Here is a 17009-nt window from a genome sequence, read left to right on the forward strand (position 1 = left end):
ATGGACCAAAGACCCACCCCCACCACCACCAACACACCAACGCCGCGGCACCATGATGCCCCGGCGCCGATACACCCGCGCCCAAGCACAAGCCCGCTACATCAACGTCCTGCGCCGCATCAACACCGAAGCCCTCACCACCAACGGCGAAGAACTCACCCCACCCGACGACACACCCCCGTTCTAGGCTTCAGGTGTGGCGTTGAGCTTGGCAAACCTGTTCTCCAGCAACGACACTCGATGCGCATTGCCGGCCAGTCGAATGTAGCGCGATCCGAACACCGCCAGAAGGGCGTCGTCGAGGCGGCGAACTGCGCCGGGCGGGAACCGGTAATCCATCGCGGCATTCACGGCGTCGGGATCGACCCCGGCCAGAGCCGCATCCACTCCGTCGGTCGAATCGATGCCAAGGTCGAGCAGGAGCTTGGCCATCCACGAGTAGTGATCGGTGCGAGACCACCCGGCGCTGGGGAACCGGTTGGCCAGATACATGGCCAGCACCGGCGTCGGGATCCCCACATCGCCGGGGCTCTGCGGCGCACGCTCGGCAGGCCCCGTCGAACGCAGCCGCTCGCGGATCGCCGAGAACTCCCGGTCGGCCAGTTCCAGCAGACCCGCTGCCAGCGTGAACCGGCGGTTCAAGTCGGGGGCGTCCTCCTCGGGAATCGATCCCTTGTAGCGAACGTCGTGTTCGAACTCGGCCCAAGCATGCTGCAGGATCGTGCGCACCTGCACCGACGCCGGCTGCTGCTCACCGGCCGCCGCCACCAGCAGATGCCTACTCGCATAACCGAATCGGCCCTCGGCTGCGGTCTCCATGCCCATGTCGCGGTCGTCGAGGAGCTGCATCTCCTCGCTCAGCACGGTGGCCACCGCGTCGACGTCGTCGCGCAGATAGGTGATCACGCGCACGCCGACCTGATCGGTGATCTCCACCAGAGGATCGGTGTACAGCCGCCGTCCGTCGATGTGCCGGTCCGCCTTCGCGGCGAACGACGCCACCGACTTCGTCCGCGCCGTGACGCTGAGATAGTCGATCCCGGCATCGTCGAGCAGGCCGGTCACCGCCGCCAGATACCGGTCAGTGGCCTTGGCCAGGTGCGGACGCCGCTCGGCGTACGTCGCGATCGCTTCGTGCACCGTGCCGGGCGTCGGCTCCGGCGGTGCCGGGGCAAGATCGGACGGCAACGTCGGGGTCACGATGTAACCGGTTTCGGCGTCGCCGTAGTACGTCACATCGTCGGGTCGACGCGCGGCGAACATCGCCACGTAGGCGCACACCACCGCGTCCACCGGATCCTCGACACGGCGCAATTCGCTTTTCCGCGTGGCCTTCTCGACATCAGTACGCAGCCGTACCCAGTCCTCGCTGGTGCTCGCCCGCATGGCGGGTTCGGCGCCGGCGAGCGTCTCGATCAACTCCATCAGCCGCAGCAACTCGGTGCGCATCTGCGCCAGCGAGCGGCCGGGCTTCGCCTTGTACTTCAGCGTGCGACCCAACCGGAACAGCGCGATCGTCGCCGCGTGCGGATACACCTCCAGCGCCCGCCGCGACGCACCCGACCACGGATCGAGGTCCAGATCGAGCGCCTCGGCCAGGGCGGCTGCACGGGTCCCGTGGGCGAACTCGGGCCGGCCCGTGTTCGACGGGTGCGTCCCGGCCTGGAAGCGCGCGAAGTCGGCGTTGATCGCCCGCTCGGCGGGTCGCTGGCCCGTCGCGTTCTTCACGATCAGCGGGGCGTCGAACCCCACCACGCAGTCATCCTCGGCATAGGGCTCCAGCGCCGAGCAGATGCTCGCGTCGTCAGTGGCCACCGTGGCCAGCACCAACCGCCCGCTGTCGTCGACGACGGCCACACCCGTGGGCTTGCGCTGGCCCCATGCGAGGTCCACACCGATGAAGTGCACGGTGTCTACTGTGCACGACCGAACTCGTAGGCTGTGTGTCCGTGAGCATCCCCAATGTGCTGGCCAACCGCTACGCCAGCGACGAGATGGTGGCGATCTGGTCACCGGAAGCCAAGATCGTCGCCGAGCGACGGCTATGGCTGGCGGTGCTGAAGGCGCAGGCAGAACTCGGGGTCGACGTGCCCGACGGCGTGGTCGCCGACTACGAGCGGGTTCTCGAAAACGTCGACCTGGCGTCCATCGCCGCCCGTGAGCGGGTGCTCCGCCACGACGTCAAGGCCCGCATCGAAGAGTTCAACGCGCTGGCCGGCCACGAACACGTCCACAAAGGCATGACCAGCCGGGACCTCACCGAGAACGTCGAGCAGCTGCAGATCCGGCGCTCCCTGGAACTCGTGCGCGACCACAGCATCGCGGTCCTGGCCCGGCTGGCCGAACGCGCCACCCTGTACCGCGACCTGGTGATGGCCGGCCGCAGCCACAACGTTGCCGCCCAGGCCACCACGCTGGGGAAGCGGTTCGCGTCCGCTGCCGAGGAACTCTTGGTCGCGATCACCCGGGTCAATGAGCTGATCGACCGCTACCCGCTGCGCGGTGTCAAAGGACCGATGGGCACCGCCCAGGACATGCTCGACCTGTTCGACGGCGACACCGAACGCCTCGCCGACCTGGAACGCCGCGTCGCCCAGTTCCTGGGCTTCACCGAGATGTTCACCAGCGTCGGGCAGGTGTACCCGCGCTCGCTGGACCACGACGTCGTCTCCGCGCTGGTGCAACTCGGCGCCGGGCCGTCCTCGCTGGCCCAGACCATCCGGCTGATGGCCGGCCACGAACTGGTCACCGAGGGTTTCGCGCCCGGCCAGGTCGGCTCCTCGGCCATGCCGCACAAGATGAACACCCGCAGCTGCGAACGCGTCAACGGCCTGCAGGTGGTGCTGCGCGGCTACGGCTCCATGGCGGCCGAACTGGCCGGCGCGCAATGGAACGAGGGCGACGTGTTCTGCTCGGTGGTGCGCCGGGTGGCGCTGCCCGACGCGTTCTTCGCCCTCGACGGGCAGATCGAGACGTTCCTGACCGTCCTCGACGAGTTCGGCGCCTACCCGGCGGTGATCCAGCGCGAACTCGACCGCTACCTGCCGTTCCTGGCGACCACCCGCATCCTGATCGCCGCCGTGCGGGCCGGCGTCGGACGGGAAACCGCGCACGAGGTCATCAAAGAACACGCCGTCGCCGTCGCGCTCGACATGCGGGAAAAAGGCGCCGAACCCGACCTGCTGGACCGGTTGGCCCGCGACCCGCGGCTGCCGCTGGACCGGCCTGCCCTCGACGCCGCGCTGGCCGACAAGCAGGTGTTCAGCGGCGCGGCGGGCGATCAGGTGGACCGGGTCGTCGCCGCGGTCGACGACCTGATCGGCCGGCATCCCGAAGCCGCCCGGTACACCTCCGGCGCGATTCTGTGACGGCGCCCGGCGACCTTGCCCGGATCGACTTCACCGATCTGGTCAACTTCGCCGACGGCTTCCCGCACGAATTGTTCGCGCTGCACCGGCAACTCGCGCCGGTGTACTGGCACGAACCGACCGAGAACACCCCCGACGGCGAAGGTTTCTGGTCGGTCGCCACGCACGCCGAAACCCTTGCCGTGCTACGGGATCCGCAGACCTACTCGTCGGTGACCGGAGGTGATCGACCGTTCGGCGGCACCCTCCTACAGGACCTGCCGATCGCCGGGCAGCTGCTGAACATGATGGACGACCCGCGCCACGCCGAAGTCCGCCGACTCGTCAGCTCGGGGCTCACCCCACGGATGGTCGCCCGCGTCGAGGATGATCTGCGGTCCCGCGCGCGGCGCCTGCTCGACGACGTCCACGATGCCGGACCTTTCGACTTCGTCACCCACGTCGCCGCCGAAGTGCCGATGCAGATGATCTGCATCCTGCTCGGAGTTCCTGAGTCCGAACGGCATTGGCTGTTCGAGGCGATCGAGCCCAGCTTCGACTTCGGCGGGTCGCGCAAAGCCTCGATCACCCGACTCTCGGTGGAAGAGGCCGGGTCACGGATGTTCAACTACGGCCAGGAGTTGATCGCGGCCAAACGCGCCGAACCCACCGACGACATGCTGTCGGTGGTGGTGAACTCCGTCGACCCCGCACTCAGCGACCTCGAGAGCTACCTGTTCTTCAACCTGCTGTTCAGCGCCGGCGCAGAAACCACCCGCAACGCGATCGCCGGCGGACTGCTCGCCCTGATCGAGAACCCAAACTCCTACCGTGCGCTGCGCGACGATCCCACGAAGCTGCCCACGGCAATCGAGGAAATGGTGCGGTGGACGTCGCCGTCGCCGTCCAAACGGCGCACCGTGACCCGTTCGGCCACGCTGGGCGGGCACCAGCTCGAGCCAGGGCAGAAGGTGCTCGTGTGGGAGGGATCGGCCAATCGTGACTCCGCGGTCTTCACCGACCCGGACCGCTTCGACAGCGCACGAACGCCCAATCCCCACCTGGGCTTCGGGCAGGGCGTGCACTACTGCCTGGGCGCGAACCTGGCCCGGCTGGAGTTGCGGGTGATCTTCGAAGAAGTGCTGAGCAGGTATTCCTCGGTTTCGCTGGCCGAGGGGGTGGAGTGGACGCGCAGCAATCGGCACACCGGCATCCGGCACCTGGTGGTGGAATTCGGCTCGTGAAGCCAGATCCGTTCGCGGCTGTCTAACCTGGGACCACATGGACCCTGTGGATTCCGGCAGACCCGACATGAGAGCGTCCGACGCCGACCGCGCCGCGGTGACCAAGATCCTCGAGCACGCGGTGGGGCAGGGAATGCTGAGCCTCGACGAGACACCGAGCGGGTGGACATCGTGCTGGCGGCCCGCACCCGAAGCGAACTCGACACCGTGATCGCCGACCTACCGCACGTCCGTCGCGACACCGCCCCACCGCCGCCAGAGGTCCTGAGCAGTTGGATGTCGGGCATATCCCGCAAAGGCCAATGGTCGGTGCCGCCTCAGCTGCGTCTGGTCACTCGAATGTGTTCGACGACGCTGGATTTCACCTCGGCCGTGCTGCCCGGACCCGTCGTGTACATCGACATCGACGACTACCTGAGCTCGACCGAGTTGATCCTGCCCGACGGGGCGAGCGCCGACCTCCACGGTGTCAGCAACATCGGATCGTCCACCTCGGTGAAGGTGCCGACGAGTCCGTCGTCGCGGCGACTGCACCTCGTGGTCACCGGCAAGGTGCGGTTCGGGTCGCTGACAGCTCGCCATCCGTTCGGCACCTCGTTCAAGCGGCTGCTCAAGTAACTCGCCGAACTTGCATTCCACGCGCGTCAAGTCGCGGTTTGACGCGCGTGGAATGCAAGTTCGGCGGAGTCAACCCGCCCGGATACCGGAGGCCCGTAACTCCAGGGCCGCGAGCCCGCGGATGGCCACCTGATCCTGCTCGCGCCACGCGCCCACCGGGTCCGCGCTGATCGCGGCCAGCTTCGGCAGCGGCCGGTTGGCCAGCGCCCGCAGCGCCAGCAGCTCTTCGCCGGCCTGCGTGGAGGCCAGCGTCACGGCGGTCCACTTGCGCCGCGCGAACCGCAGCCGCAGCACCACCCACGGCATGCCGACCAGCATGATCGGCGGTGCGGCCACCGCCAGGGCCAGCACCCACGCCAGCCAACTGGCCGTGCTGTCGAGGCTGTGACCCGCGCCGGCGATGTCCAGCGCCGCTTCACTGGCCGCGCGCAGCGGACCGGCGATCGAATCGCCGATCAGCGGAAAGCTGTCGGCGCGGTTGCCCGCCGAATCGAGGTTCTCCGAGACGCCGGTGGCGCCGCTGTTCAGTTGGCGTCCGACCTCGGCGATCGCGTTCACCGCAGCGTGGACGGCCACCCCGACCGACACCCACACCGCCACCCAGATGGCGATCAGGATGTCGGCGGTCAACTGGGCCAGGAGTCGGCCCGGGGTTCCGGCGTACGGAACATACCTCGACGTCATGGCTTCGATCCCAGCACAGACCGACCGATAGGCTGGCCGAATGCGTCCCGATCTGTCCGACTACCAGCATCTGGCCAGCGGCAAGGTTCGAGAGCTCTACCGCATCGACGACGGACACCTGCTGTTCGTCGCGACCGACCGGATCTCGGCCTACGACCACATCCTCGATTCCGAGATCCCGGACAAAGGCCGCATCCTCACCGCGATGAGCGTCTTCTTCTTCGACTACCTGCGCGAAGCGGCGGGCGCGCCCAACCATCTGGCCGGCCCGCCCGACGACGAACGCATCCCCGCCGGCGTGCTGGGCCGCGCCCTGGTGGTCGAACAGCTCGAGATGCTGCCGGTGGAGGCCGTCGCCCGCGGCTACCTGACCGGCTCCGGTCTGCTCGACTACCAGAAGACCGGCAGCGTGTGCGGCATCGAACTGCCCGCCGGTCTTGTCGAAGCGAGCAGGTTCGCCGAACCGCTGTTCACCCCGGCCACGAAAGCCGACCTCGGCGAGCACGACGTCAACATCAGCTTCGCCGACGTCGTGGACCTGATCGGACAGCAGCGCGCCGAGCAGCTGCGCGAGCGCACGCTGCAGATCTACTCGGCGGGCGCCGAGCACGCGCTGAGCAAGGGCATCATCGTCGCCGACACCAAGTTCGAATTCGGGGTCGACGCCGCTGGCGAGCTGAAACTCGCCGACGAGGTGTTCACCCCCGACTCGTCTCGGTATTGGCGCGCAGACGACTACACCGAAGGCGCTGTGCAGAACAGCTTCGACAAACAGTTCGTCCGCAACTGGTTGACCAGCGCGGACTCCGGCTGGGACCGGGCCGGCGACCAACCCCCGCCGCCGCTGCCACCCGGCATCGTCGACGCCACCAGGGCCCGTTACATCGAGGCCTACGAACGAATTTCGGGCCGACGGTTCGACGACTGGATCGGAGACCCCGCATGAAAGCCCCCATCGCCAAACGGATCGAGCACCGCCGCGAACACCACGGCGACGTCTTCGTCGACCACTACGAATGGTTGCGCGACAAGACCAACCCCGATGTCGTGGCCTACCTCGAAGCCGAGAACGCCCACACCGAACAGGTGACCGCCGGCCTGGCGCCACTGCGGCAGAAGATCTTCGACGAGATCAAGGCCCGCACCAAGGAGACCGACCTGTCGGTGCCCACTCGGCGCGGCGACTGGTGGTACTACGGCCGCAGCTTCGCCGGCAAGCAGTACGGCGTGCAATGCCGTTGCCCCGTCGGCAATCCCGACGACTGGACACCACCCGAGCTCGACGAGGACACCGAGATCCCGGGTGAACAGGTCCTGCTCGACGAGAACGTCGAGGCCGAGGGCCACGACTTCTTCTCCCTGGGCGCGGCCGGCGTCAGCATCGACGGCAACATCCTGGCCTACTCCGTCGACGTCAAGGGCGACGAGCGGTACACGCTGCGCTTCAAGGACTTACGCACCGGTGAGCGCTACCCCGACGAGATCGCCGGCATCGGCGCCGGTGTGACATGGGCCGCCGACAACGCGACCGTCTACTACGTCACCGTCGACGACGCCTGGCGTCCCGACACCGTCTGGCGGCACCGGCTGGGCGCGCAGGAACCCGACGAGCGCGTCTACCATGAGCCCGACGAACGGTTCTGGGTCGGCGTCGGCCGTACGCGCAGCAACAAGTACATCGTCATCGCCGCCGGCAGCGCCGTGACCTCCGAGCTGCGTTACGGACCGGCCGACGATCCGACAGCTCAGTTCCAGATCGTCTGGGAACGCCGCGATTCGGTGGAGTACTCCGTGGATCACGCCGTCGTCGGCGGAGAAGACCGCTTCCTCATCCTGCACAACGACGGGGCGGAGAACTTCACGCTCGTCGACGCGCCCGTCGACGATCCGAGCACCTACCGGACCCTGATCGAACACCGTGACGACGTCCGGCTGGACTCGGTCGACGCGTTCGACGGACACCTGGTGGTCAGCTTCCGCAGTGAGGCGCTGCCCCGCATCGCGCTGTGGCCGGTCGATGGCGCCGGCTACGGAACGATGCAGGAAATCACCTTCGACTCCGAGTTGATGTCGGTGGGTCTGTCGGCAAACCCGAATTGGAGCGCCCCCAAGCTGCGCATCGGTGCCACCTCGTTCGTCACGCCGGTGCGCATCTACGACCTGGACCTGGCCACCGGCGAACGGACCCTGCTGCGCGAACAACCCGTGCTGGGTGACTACCGGTCGCAGGACTACGTCGAACGCCGCGACTGGGCTGTCGCCGAAGATGGTGCCCGCGTGCCGATTTCGATCGTGCATCGCGCCGATCTGCAGTTCCCCGCACCGGCACTGCTCTACGGGTACGGCGCCTACGAATCCTGCGAGGACCCGCGCTTCTCGATCGCGCGGTTGTCGCTGCTCGACCGTGGCATGGTGTTCGCGGTCGCCCACGTGCGCGGCGGCGGGGAACTCGGCCGGTCCTGGTACGAACACGGCAAGTTGCTGGAGAAACGCAACACCTTCACCGATTTCGTCACCGTGGGACGTCACCTCGTCGACACCGGTGTCACCCGCCCGGAGAACCTGGTGGGCTACGGCGGCAGCGCCGGCGGACTGCTGGTGGGAGCAGTGACCAACCTGGCGCCCGAACTGTTCGCCGGGATCCTTGCCGCGGTGCCGTTCGTCGACCCGTTGACCACCATCCTCGATCCGTCACTGCCGCTGACCGTGACCGAGTGGGACGAGTGGGGTAACCCGCTGGAAGACCCCGAGGTCTACCGCTACATGAAGTCCTACTCGCCGTACGAGAACGTCGAGAGCAAGGACTATCCGGCGATCCTGGCGATGACCTCGCTCAACGACACCCGGGTGTACTACGTCGAACCCGCCAAATGGGTTGCCGCGCTGCGACACGCGCAACAGAACCCGGACCGCGACGGCGACAAGGTACTGCTCAAGACCGAGATGAACGCGGGCCACGGTGGGATCAGCGGCCGCTACGAGCGGTGGAAGGAAACCGCGTTCCAGTACGCATGGCTGCTCGACGTCGCCAAGGCAGCGCACAGCGACGGCTGAGCCGATGGCCAAGACCACCTACCACCATGGCGACCTGAAGGCCGTGATCCTCACGCACGCAGCGACCCTGGTGGCCGAGCGGGGCGCCGACGGGGTGTCGCTGCGGGAGCTGGCCCGGGCGGCAGGGGTTTCCCATGCCGCGCCGGCGCATCACTTCACCGACCGCCGCGGCCTGTTCACCGCGCTGGCTGCGCAGGGTTGGCAGATGCTGGCGGCTGCGCTGGCCGGTGCGCGTCCCGAATTCCTCGACGCCGCACTGGCGTACGTGCGTTTCGCCACCGAGAACCCCGGCCACTATGCGGTGATGTTCGACCGCTCCCTGGTCGACCCCGACGACCCTGAACTGCGGGCGGCCCGCGCGGCCGCGGGCACCGAACTGGCGGCCGGCGTCGAAACCTTGGACGACCCCCGCGCCGCCGAGGACCCGCAGGCTGCCGGCCTGGCGGCCTGGTCTCTGGTGCACGGCTTTGTGATGCTGCATCTCAACGGGGTGATCGGCGGCGATCGGGATCCGGTGGCGACGACGCAGCGGTTGGCCCGGATGCTGTTCAGTTAGCAACCGGTTGGGTACGTTCGAAGCCATGACCGACACCGCGCTGACTGACATTCCGCTGACCACGCTCGACGGCAAGGCGACCACGCTGGCCGAACTGGCCGGTGGCGCAGCGCTGGTGGTGAACGTGGCCTCCAAATGCGGGCTCACGCCGCAATACAGCGGGCTGGAGAAGCTCGCAAAGGAATACGGCGGCCGCGGACTGACCGTCATCGGGGTGCCGTGCAACCAGTTCATGGGCCAGGAGCCGGGTACCGCCGAGGAGATCCAGACATTCTGCTCGACGACATACGGCGTGACGTTCCCGCTGCTGGCCAAGACCGACGTCAACGGCGCCGACCGGCACCCCCTCTACGCACAACTGACCGAAACCGCCGACGACAACGGCGAAGCGGGCGACATCCAGTGGAACTTCGAGAAGTTCCTGATCGCCCCTGACGGTAGCGTCGTCAAGAGGTTCCGCCCGCGTACCGAACCCGACGCGCCCGAGGTGATCTCGGCCATCGAAGCGGTCCTGCCGGGCCAGTGAAGTACATCTGACGTCGTCATTCTGGTCACCGTCCGGCAACCTGCGGCTGTGACACTGCGGGTGTGGCAGGGCAACTGATTGTCTCGATATCGGGAATCCGCGACCGTACCCTCGATGACGTCACCGAGTTCCGCGACCTGCTGGCCGATCGCGGGATCCCCGCATCGCTGCTGGTTTCGCCTCGGCTCAAAGGCGGCTATCGACTCGACCACGACCCCCGCACGGTCGACTGGTTGACCGAGCGCCGCCAACAGGCAGACGCGATCGTGCTGCACGGATTCGACGCCGCTGCCACCTCACGGGCGCACGAAGCCAACCTGTGCCTGATGGGCGCCGACCGCGTCCTCGACCACCTCGGCCTGCGAACCCGATTGTTCGCCGGACCGAAGTGGAACAGCTCGGACGGAACCGTGACCGCATTGCGTCGCAACGGGTTCCGCGTCTCGGCCGGTCTGCACGAGATCGTCGACCTGGTCCGCGGCGACGTGGTGCGGGCCCGGGTGCTCGGCATCGGCGAGGGATTCCTCGCCGAGCCGTGGTGGTGCCGCGCGCTGGTGCTGGCCGCCGAGCGCACCGCTCGGCGGCAGGGCGTCGTGCGCGTCGCGGTGGCCGCGCGTCATCTGCGCCGCCCGGGTCCGCGTCAGGCCATGCTGGATGCGGTCGACCTGGCTTTGATGCACTCGTGCACGCCCACGGTGTACCAGTGGCGGCCGCGGGCTGCGCTGAGTGACGCCGCGTAGGAAAAGCCGAGGCTAGATTGGCGGAATGGCGGATGCTGATGTCATCGTGGTCGGTGCTGGTTTGGCCGGTTTGGTGGCGGCGTGCGAACTCGCCGACCGGGGCCGCAGCGTCCTGATCGTCGATCAGGAGAACGCCGCGAACCTCGGTGGCCAGGCCTTCTGGTCGTTCGGTGGCCTCTTTTTCGTCGACAGCCCCGAACAGCGCCGCCTCGGCATCCGCGACAGCTACGAACTCGCGCTGCAGGACTGGCTCGGCACCGCCGGCTTCGACCGTGACGAGGACCACTGGCCCCGGCAGTGGGCTCACGCTTACGTCGACTTCGCCGCAGGGGAGAAGCGGCAGTGGCTCCGCGACCGCGGACTGCAGACGTTCGCGCTGGTCGGCTGGGCCGAACGCGGTGGCTACGACGCCCGAGGACACGGCAACTCGGTACCGCGCTTCCATATCACCTGGGGTACCGGACCGGCGCTGGTCGACATCTTCGCGCGGCAACTGACAAATCGGGCCGGCGTGCGGTTCGCCCACCGCCACCGCGTCGACGAGCTGATCACCGAGGACGGGGCCGTCGTCGGGGTACGCGGCGCGGTGCTGGAGCCCAGCACCGCTGCGCGCGGCGTCGCGTCATCCCGCGAGATCATCGGCGACTTCGAATTTCGCGCACAGGCGGTGATCGTGGCCAGCGGCGGCATCGGCGGCAACCACGACCTGGTCCGCAAGAACTGGCCGCCCCGTATGGGCCGTGTGCCCGAACAGCTGCTCAGCGGGGTGCCCGCGCACGTCGATGGCCGGATGCTCGGCATTGCCGAGACCGCCGGCGCCCACGTCATCAACAGCGACCGGATGTGGCACTACACCGAGGGGATCACCAACTACGACCCGGTCTGGCCGCGGCACGGCATTCGGATCCTGCCCGGACCGTCGTCGCTGTGGCTCGACGCCACCGGCAAACGTCTGCCGGCCCCCCTGTACCCGGGATTCGACACCCTCGGCACGCTCGAGTACATCGCCCAGACCGGCCACGACTACACGTGGTTCGTCCTGAACAAGCGGATCATCGACAAGGAATTCGGCCTCTCAGGTCAGGAACAGAACCCCGACCTGACCGGTCGCAGCGTGCGCGCGGTGCTCGACCGCGCCCGCAACGGCCCCGCTCCGGTGCACGCGTTCATCGACAAGGGCGTCGACTTCGTCACCGCCGACACACTGCGCGAGCTCGTGACCGCCATGAACGCCGTCCCCGGCACGGAGAAGCTGGACTACGACGTCGTCGAAGCCGAGGTGACCGCGCGCGACCGTGAGGTCGCCAACCGCTTCACCAAAGACAGCCAGATCACCGCGATCCGCGGCGCACGCAACTATCTGCCCGAACGAATCAGCCGCGTGGTGGCCCCGCACCGGCTCACCGACCCCAAGGCCGGACCGCTGATCGCGGTCAAACTGCACATCCTGACCCGAAAGTCGTTGGGCGGCTTGGAAACCGACCTCGAATCCCGCGCACTGCGAGCCGACGGCACCGCACTGCCGGGGTTGTATGCCGCCGGGGAGGCCGCCGGCTTCGGCGGGGGAGGGCTGCACGGCTACCGATCGCTGGAGGGCACGTTCCTGGGCGGGTGCGTGTTCTCCGGGCGAGCCGCCGGCCGCGCCGCTGCGCGCGACGTCGGCTGAGCTCTAGAACTCGGTGGCCGACTCCGGTTCGAGCACCTGGAACTCGGTGTCGGTCATCTCGGTCAGCCGGCCGTAGAAGATGGGCCGGGCGGCCTCGGCGATGATGCCCTGGTGGATCGGCACCGCGTGCGTCGGCGCGACGGCGCGCAGATAGTCCACCGCCTCGGAGATCTTCAGCCACGGCGCGGCCGCCGGAGTGGCCAGCACGTCGACCGGTTCACCCGGCACGAACAGCGCGTCGCCGGGATGCATCAGCTTCGCCGGATGCTCGGCGTCGCCGACCAGATATGAGATGTTGTCGATCTCAGGCAGTTCCGGGTGGATGATCGCGTGGCGGCCGCCCGCCCCGCGGATCGTCAGATGGCCGACCGACAGTTCGTCACCGACGTGCACGGCCTGCCACGGTCCGCCGAGCTGGGCGGCGGTCTGCGGATCTGCGTACAGCTTCGCCTGTGGGTTGGCCTCGACCAGCGCGGGCAGCCGCTGCGGGTCGGCGTGGTCGGGGTGTTGATGGGTGATCAGAATGGCCGTCAGCCCGGTGATGCCTTCGAAGCCGTGGCTGAAGTTCCCCGGATCGAACAGCACGGTGGTGTCGGCGCCGGAACCGGACGGGAAGCTCGCCAGCAGGCAGGAATGGCCGAAGTGAGTGAGCTGCATGATCGCATTGTCGCGCAGGTAGAGTGTCGCCGTGGCAACAGTGGTGGTTCACGTCATGCCGAAGGCCGAGATTCTCGATCCGCAGGGTCAGGCGATCGTCGGTGCACTCAAACGTCTCGGTTTCGACGGCATCTCAGATGTTCGGCAGGGCAAGCGTTTTGAGCTCCAGGTCGACGGAGACCTCGACGACGACCAGTTGGCCGAGATCGCGGAGTCGCTGCTTGCGAACACCGTGATCGAAGATTGGACCATCACCCGCGAGGGGGCAGGGGGCAACGCATGACCGCGCGAGTGGGCATCATCACATTTCCGGGGACGCTCGACGACGTCGACGCAGCACGTGCGGTGCGGCTGGCCGGCGGCGAGCCCGTCAGCCTGTGGCACGCCGACACCGACCTCAAGGCTGTCGACGCGGTGATCGTGCCCGGCGGCTTCTCCTACGGCGACTACCTGCGCGCGGGCGCCATCGCGAAGTTCGCACCCGTGATGACCGAGGTGGTCGCGGCCGCCGGACGCGGCATGCCGGTGCTCGGCATCTGCAACGGCTTCCAGGTGCTCTGCGAGGCCGGACTGCTGCCGGGAGCCCTGACCCGCAACGTCGGGCTGCACTTCATCTGCCGCGACACCTGGCTGGAGGTCGCCTCGAACACCTCGGCGTGGACGGCGCGCTACGAACAGGGTGCCGACCTGCTCATCCCGCTGAAGTCCGGTGAAGGCCGCTACGTCGCCAGCGAACAGGTCCTCGACGAACTCGAAGGCGAAGGCCGGGTGGTGTTCCGCTACCGCGAGAACCTCAACGGCTCCATGCGTGGCATCGCGGGCATCAGCTCGGCCAACGGCCGCGTCGTCGGCCTGATGCCGCATCCCGAGCACGCCACCGAAGCCCTCACCGGTCCGTCCGACGACGGCCTGGGCATCTTCTACTCCGCGCTGGACGCAGTTTTGGTGTCCTGACTCCTCGGACACCGCTGTTAAGTTCGGAATGTGCTGGTTGATCCTGATCTGTTGCGTGCGTTCGCCGCAGAAGTGGAGTCCGCCGCGGCTGGGCTGAGCGGGCTGGATGTAGGAACCACCGCCACCGCGGCAGCGGACGGCCTACCGGGTTCGTCGACGCAGTGGGCGACCCGTCAGGTGGGCGAACGGTTGGGCAGGATTGCTGCGGACCTCATCAGCGACATCTCCGCCATCGGCGACGCGGTGCGCGGCGCCGGAGACCGCTACGAGGTGACCGACGAGAGCCTGGCAGGTCAGTTCACGAAGCTGTTCTGACATGCTGCCAACACGTTCGCGGCTGCAGCTCGCTTGAGATCCGTATCGGTGCGAAAACTGCTGTCCGGCATGGCGGTGCTGCTTGTCGTCACGGGCTGCACGACGCAGGGAGAGCCCACGGCGGTGCCGGTCGAACTGCCGCAGCAGACGCTGCTGGCGTCGTCGATGCGCGCACAACCCGTGGCGGGGTGGACGGTGACTGTCGCCGACCTCGGGCTGCCGCCCGGGACCACGCTGAAGCCGATCGGCAGCATCGGGAGCCGTGGCCTCTTCGTGGGCATCACCGACGACGGCTGGTGGCTCCTGGGAATCGACGTCAGGAACGGTCAGCGGACGTTCGGTCCCGTGCGCCTCGGCGCGGTCGGGGAGGCCGCGGCCTTCAACTGCTACGTCAACGGACCTCCCGACGTGCTGTGTGTGCGGCAGGAGCAGGAGTTGGCGGTACCCGGGACGGCGTGGGTGATCGACACCGATTCCGGAGAGATCACGTACGAGGGTCCGACCGACGTGAAAGTCGCTTGGGCTCAGGACCGGCCGAGACTCGAACCGATCGGCGACCGCGTCGTCGCGACGCTCGAGAATCAGGGGCTCCATGGTGTGGGGTCACGCGGAGAGCTGACGTGGTTCGTGCCCGGTGACGGGATACTGCCTGCGCAGTTCGCCTTCTGGGACCACGACACTCGGCGGCCTGCGCTGGCAGTGCAGGGCACTGCCAGTGGCGCGGACGTGGTGTTCTCCACCGTCGACGGCGCGGTCATCACACCGTCGTTGCCGCCCGACGTTCGACTGCGGCGCGCCGTCGTCTACCCGGGCGGGTTCGGCTACGAGTACTCCGACGGCGGTAGCGACTTCGTGGCCTTCTTCGACGAGACGGGCGCCCGCCGCGGTGAACCGATTGCCGCCGAAGGCCTCGAGACCCGCTCCCTCGACGTGCCCATGGTCAGGACACCGGCTGCGTACCGCGTCATGGCCTCCGAGGGCCGACAGCTGCTCGAGCTGCCGCGTACGGACACGTCACCACACGCGCGACTGATCGGCTCGCGATTGTTCGTCGCGCAAGACCAGGCCAACCGCGAGTGGCAGGAATTCGACCTGAACACCGGCGAGCGGGGTCGGACGTGCGGCAGCCGCAACCTCGGCTTCGACTACGTCGGCACCGACGGCGTCGTCACTGTCACGCGTGGCGACGGAATCCTCGCCCGCGGCGTCGACCTCACGACCTGCGACACGCTGTGGACCTTGCCCGGCTCCCAGGAACATGTGACCGAGGTGTGGCGGGTCGGCACCACACTCGTCCAGCGCACCGACGACACCCTCTTCTCGTTGGTGGCACCGGGCTGACGCACCGACCGGCTGTCGGCCATGATGGGGAACCATGACGGCCACCGCGCAGCAGCTGTGTGAATACATCGACGCGTCCCCGTCGCCGTTCCACGCCGTCGCCACCGCCGCCGATCGGCTGCGCGGGGCCGGCTTCACCGAGCTGTCGGAAGCCGATCCGTGGCCGGAACCCGGTGACCACTTCGTCGTGCGTGCCGGTTCGCTGATCGCGTGGCGCGGCGGCGCGAGCAGCCGTACTGCGCCGTTTCGTATCGTCGGCGCCCACACCGACAGTCCGAACCTGCGGGTCAAACAGCATCCCGACCGGTTCATCTCCGGCTGGCAGGTGGTCGCGCTGCAGCCCTACGGCGGAGCATGGCTGAACTCCTGGCTGGACCGCGACCTCGGCATCAGCGGACGGCTGTCGGTGCGCCGCGGCTCGGAAATCGAACACGTGCTGGTCCGCATCGACGATCCGATCCTGCGGGTACCTCAGCTGGCGATCCACCTGTCCGAGGACCGCAAGGGCGTCGAGCTGAACCCGCAACGCCACGTCAACGCGGTCTGGGGCGTCGACAGCGGCAGCCGGTCCTTCCTCGAGTTCGTGGCCGGGCATGCGGACGTCGACGTCGATGCGCTGCTCGGTTTCGACCTGATGACCCACGACATCAACCCATCTCGGCTGGCCGGCTCGAACAACGAGCTGGTCAGCGCGCCGCGCCTGGACAACCAGGCCACCTGCTACGCCGGGCTGGAGGCCTTCCTGACGGAATCACCGGTGTCACAGCGGCCACAGGTGCCCGTCCTGGTGCTGTTCGACCACGAGGAGGTCGGTTCGCAGTCCGACCACGGTGCACAGTCCGACCTGCTGTTGACCGTGCTCGAACGCATCACGCTGGCCACCGGCGGCGACCGCGAGGATTTCCTGCGTCGACTGGCCGACTCGATGGTCGCCTCCGGGGACATGGCGCACGCCACCCACCCGAACTACCCGGAACGGCACGAGCCCGGTCACCTGATCGAGGTCAATGCCGGTCCGGTGCTCAAAGTGCAGCCGAACCTGCGCTACGCCACCGACGGCCGTACCGCGGCGGCGTTCGCCCTGGCCTGTGAGCAGGCGCAGGTGCCGTTGCAGCGCTACGAGCACCGCGCCGACCTGCCCTGCGGCTCCACCATCGGCCCGATGACCGCCGCGAACACCGGCATCCCGACCGTCGACGTGGGAGCGGCCCAGCTGGCGATGCACTCGGCACGCGAAGTCATGGGCGCGGGCGATGTCGCTCAATATTCCGCCGCACTTGCGGCTTTCTTGTCGCCGCTCTGACCTA

At 68.0% G+C, this 17009-nt stretch carries 16 protein-coding genes and 2 pseudogenes; 15 read left to right on the top strand and 3 right to left on the bottom strand.

Annotated features, from left to right (window positions below; genetic code table 11):
* Window positions 1-187, top strand: a pseudogene (locus ACQI46_RS23010) (HNH endonuclease signature motif containing protein); the annotation flags it as partial.
* On the opposite strand, the gene relZ reads toward ACQI46_RS23010, so the two are convergent.
* On the bottom strand, window positions 184-1908 hold the full coding sequence (relZ, locus tag ACQI46_RS23015) for a bifunctional ribonuclease/(p)ppGpp synthase (protein ID WP_427096368.1): 1725 nt from the start codon (window positions 1906-1908) through the stop codon (window positions 184-186). The pseudogene ACQI46_RS23010 and the gene relZ overlap by 4 nt on opposite strands.
* Window positions 1909-1949: 41 nt before the next feature.
* Between relZ and purB the strand changes: the two genes are divergently transcribed.
* The 3 genes and pseudogenes from purB to ACQI46_RS23030 all read left to right on the top strand — a co-directional run bounded on the left by purB (window position 1950) and on the right by ACQI46_RS23030 (window position 5209).
* Window positions 1950-3368 carry an adenylosuccinate lyase gene (purB, locus tag ACQI46_RS23020; protein ID WP_427096369.1) on the top strand — a complete coding sequence of 473 codons (1419 nt, stop codon included), beginning with the start codon at window positions 1950-1952 and terminating at the stop codon, window positions 3366-3368.
* The gene (locus tag ACQI46_RS23025; protein ID WP_427096370.1) at window positions 3365-4591 is read left to right on the top strand and encodes a cytochrome P450; all 1227 of its coding nucleotides are present in this window, start codon (window positions 3365-3367) and stop codon (window positions 4589-4591) included. Before purB ends, ACQI46_RS23025 begins: the two co-directional genes overlap by 4 nt.
* Window positions 4592-4628: 37 nt before the next feature.
* Window positions 4629-5209 (top strand): annotated as a pseudogene (locus ACQI46_RS23030) (DUF1707 SHOCT-like domain-containing protein).
* Window positions 5210-5278: 69 nt separating this feature from the next.
* On the opposite strand, the gene ACQI46_RS23035 reads toward ACQI46_RS23030, so the two are convergent.
* Window positions 5279-5893 (bottom strand): hypothetical protein, encoded by a 615-nt coding sequence (locus ACQI46_RS23035; RefSeq protein ID WP_427096371.1) that lies wholly within the window; start codon window positions 5891-5893, stop codon window positions 5279-5281.
* Between the two features lie 40 nt (window positions 5894-5933).
* Between ACQI46_RS23035 and ACQI46_RS23040 the strand changes: the two genes are divergently transcribed.
* The 6 genes from ACQI46_RS23040 (at window position 5934) to ACQI46_RS23065 (ending at window position 12435) form a co-directional block, all read left to right on the top strand.
* Window positions 5934-6839 carry a phosphoribosylaminoimidazolesuccinocarboxamide synthase gene (locus ACQI46_RS23040; RefSeq protein ID WP_427096372.1) on the top strand — a complete coding sequence of 302 codons (906 nt, stop codon included), beginning with the start codon at window positions 5934-5936 and terminating at the stop codon, window positions 6837-6839.
* The gene (locus ACQI46_RS23045) at window positions 6836-8947 is read left to right on the top strand and encodes a S9 family peptidase (RefSeq protein WP_427096373.1); all 2112 of its coding nucleotides are present in this window, start codon (window positions 6836-6838) and stop codon (window positions 8945-8947) included. The genes ACQI46_RS23040 and ACQI46_RS23045 overlap by 4 nt, the downstream gene beginning before the upstream one ends.
* Window positions 8948-8951: 4 nt before the next feature.
* The gene (locus ACQI46_RS23050) at window positions 8952-9503 is read left to right on the top strand and encodes a TetR/AcrR family transcriptional regulator (RefSeq protein ID WP_427096374.1); all 552 of its coding nucleotides are present in this window, start codon (window positions 8952-8954) and stop codon (window positions 9501-9503) included.
* Between the two features lie 25 nt (window positions 9504-9528).
* Window positions 9529-10029 (top strand): glutathione peroxidase, encoded by a 501-nt coding sequence (locus ACQI46_RS23055; RefSeq protein WP_427096375.1) that lies wholly within the window; start codon window positions 9529-9531, stop codon window positions 10027-10029.
* A 62-nt stretch (window positions 10030-10091) separates the two neighbouring features.
* The gene (locus ACQI46_RS23060) at window positions 10092-10769 is read left to right on the top strand and encodes a DUF2334 domain-containing protein (protein WP_427096376.1); all 678 of its coding nucleotides are present in this window, start codon (window positions 10092-10094) and stop codon (window positions 10767-10769) included.
* 25 nt (window positions 10770-10794) lie between these two features.
* On the top strand, window positions 10795-12435 hold the full coding sequence (locus tag ACQI46_RS23065; protein ID WP_427096377.1) for an FAD-binding dehydrogenase: 1641 nt from the start codon (window positions 10795-10797) through the stop codon (window positions 12433-12435).
* A 3-nt stretch (window positions 12436-12438) separates the two neighbouring features.
* Here the strand turns inward: ACQI46_RS23065 and ACQI46_RS23070 are convergent, their stop codons facing one another.
* Window positions 12439-13092, bottom strand: a complete 654-nt coding sequence (locus tag ACQI46_RS23070) for an MBL fold metallo-hydrolase (protein WP_427096378.1) — start codon at window positions 13090-13092, stop codon at window positions 12439-12441.
* A gap of 31 nt (window positions 13093-13123) precedes the next feature.
* Here ACQI46_RS23070 and purS point away from each other — a divergent pair, with 31 nt between their 5' ends.
* From purS to ACQI46_RS23095, 5 genes are read left to right on the top strand one after another with little or no spacing between them, the layout of a single operon-like run.
* Window positions 13124-13375 (top strand): phosphoribosylformylglycinamidine synthase subunit PurS, encoded by a 252-nt coding sequence (gene purS / locus ACQI46_RS23075; protein WP_427096379.1) that lies wholly within the window; start codon window positions 13124-13126, stop codon window positions 13373-13375.
* Window positions 13372-14046, top strand: coding sequence for a phosphoribosylformylglycinamidine synthase subunit PurQ (purQ, locus tag ACQI46_RS23080; protein WP_427096380.1), 675 nt, complete (start codon window positions 13372-13374; stop codon window positions 14044-14046). The genes purS and purQ overlap by 4 nt, the downstream gene beginning before the upstream one ends.
* Window positions 14047-14076: 30 nt before the next feature.
* On the top strand, window positions 14077-14361 hold the full coding sequence (locus ACQI46_RS23085; RefSeq protein WP_427096381.1) for a type VII secretion target: 285 nt from the start codon (window positions 14077-14079) through the stop codon (window positions 14359-14361).
* A 48-nt stretch (window positions 14362-14409) separates the two neighbouring features.
* A complete protein-coding gene (locus ACQI46_RS23090) occupies window positions 14410-15702 on the top strand; it encodes a hypothetical protein (RefSeq protein WP_427096382.1) in 1293 nt (430 codons plus the stop codon).
* Between the two features lie 34 nt (window positions 15703-15736).
* A complete protein-coding gene (locus tag ACQI46_RS23095; protein ID WP_427096383.1) occupies window positions 15737-17005 on the top strand; it encodes a M18 family aminopeptidase in 1269 nt (422 codons plus the stop codon).
* Window positions 17006-17009 lie beyond the last annotated feature (4 nt).

This window comes from Mycobacterium sp. SMC-4 (assembly GCF_050205565.1).
Taxonomy (GTDB): Bacteria; Actinomycetota; Actinomycetes; order Mycobacteriales; family Mycobacteriaceae; genus Mycobacterium.

Excerpts from the sequence above, each read along its gene's own strand:
- ACQI46_RS23035 (WP_427096371.1), bottom strand. The coding sequence starts at position 5,893 with ATGACGTCGAGGTATGTTCCGTACGCCGGAACCCCGGGCCGACTCCTG.
- ACQI46_RS23040 (WP_427096372.1), top strand. The coding sequence starts at position 5,934 with ATGCGTCCCGATCTGTCCGACTACCAGCATCTGGCCAGCGGCAAGGTT.
- ACQI46_RS23045 (WP_427096373.1), top strand. The coding sequence starts at position 6,836 with ATGAAAGCCCCCATCGCCAAACGGATCGAGCACCGCCGCGAACACCAC.
- ACQI46_RS23050 (WP_427096374.1), top strand. The coding sequence starts at position 8,952 with ATGGCCAAGACCACCTACCACCATGGCGACCTGAAGGCCGTGATCCTC.
- ACQI46_RS23055 (WP_427096375.1), top strand. The coding sequence starts at position 9,529 with ATGACCGACACCGCGCTGACTGACATTCCGCTGACCACGCTCGACGGC.
- ACQI46_RS23065 (WP_427096377.1), top strand. The coding sequence starts at position 10,795 with ATGGCGGATGCTGATGTCATCGTGGTCGGTGCTGGTTTGGCCGGTTTG.
- ACQI46_RS23070 (WP_427096378.1), bottom strand. The coding sequence starts at position 13,092 with ATGCAGCTCACTCACTTCGGCCATTCCTGCCTGCTGGCGAGCTTCCCG.
- purQ (WP_427096380.1), top strand. The coding sequence starts at position 13,372 with ATGACCGCGCGAGTGGGCATCATCACATTTCCGGGGACGCTCGACGAC.
- ACQI46_RS23095 (WP_427096383.1), top strand. The coding sequence starts at position 15,737 with ATGACGGCCACCGCGCAGCAGCTGTGTGAATACATCGACGCGTCCCCG.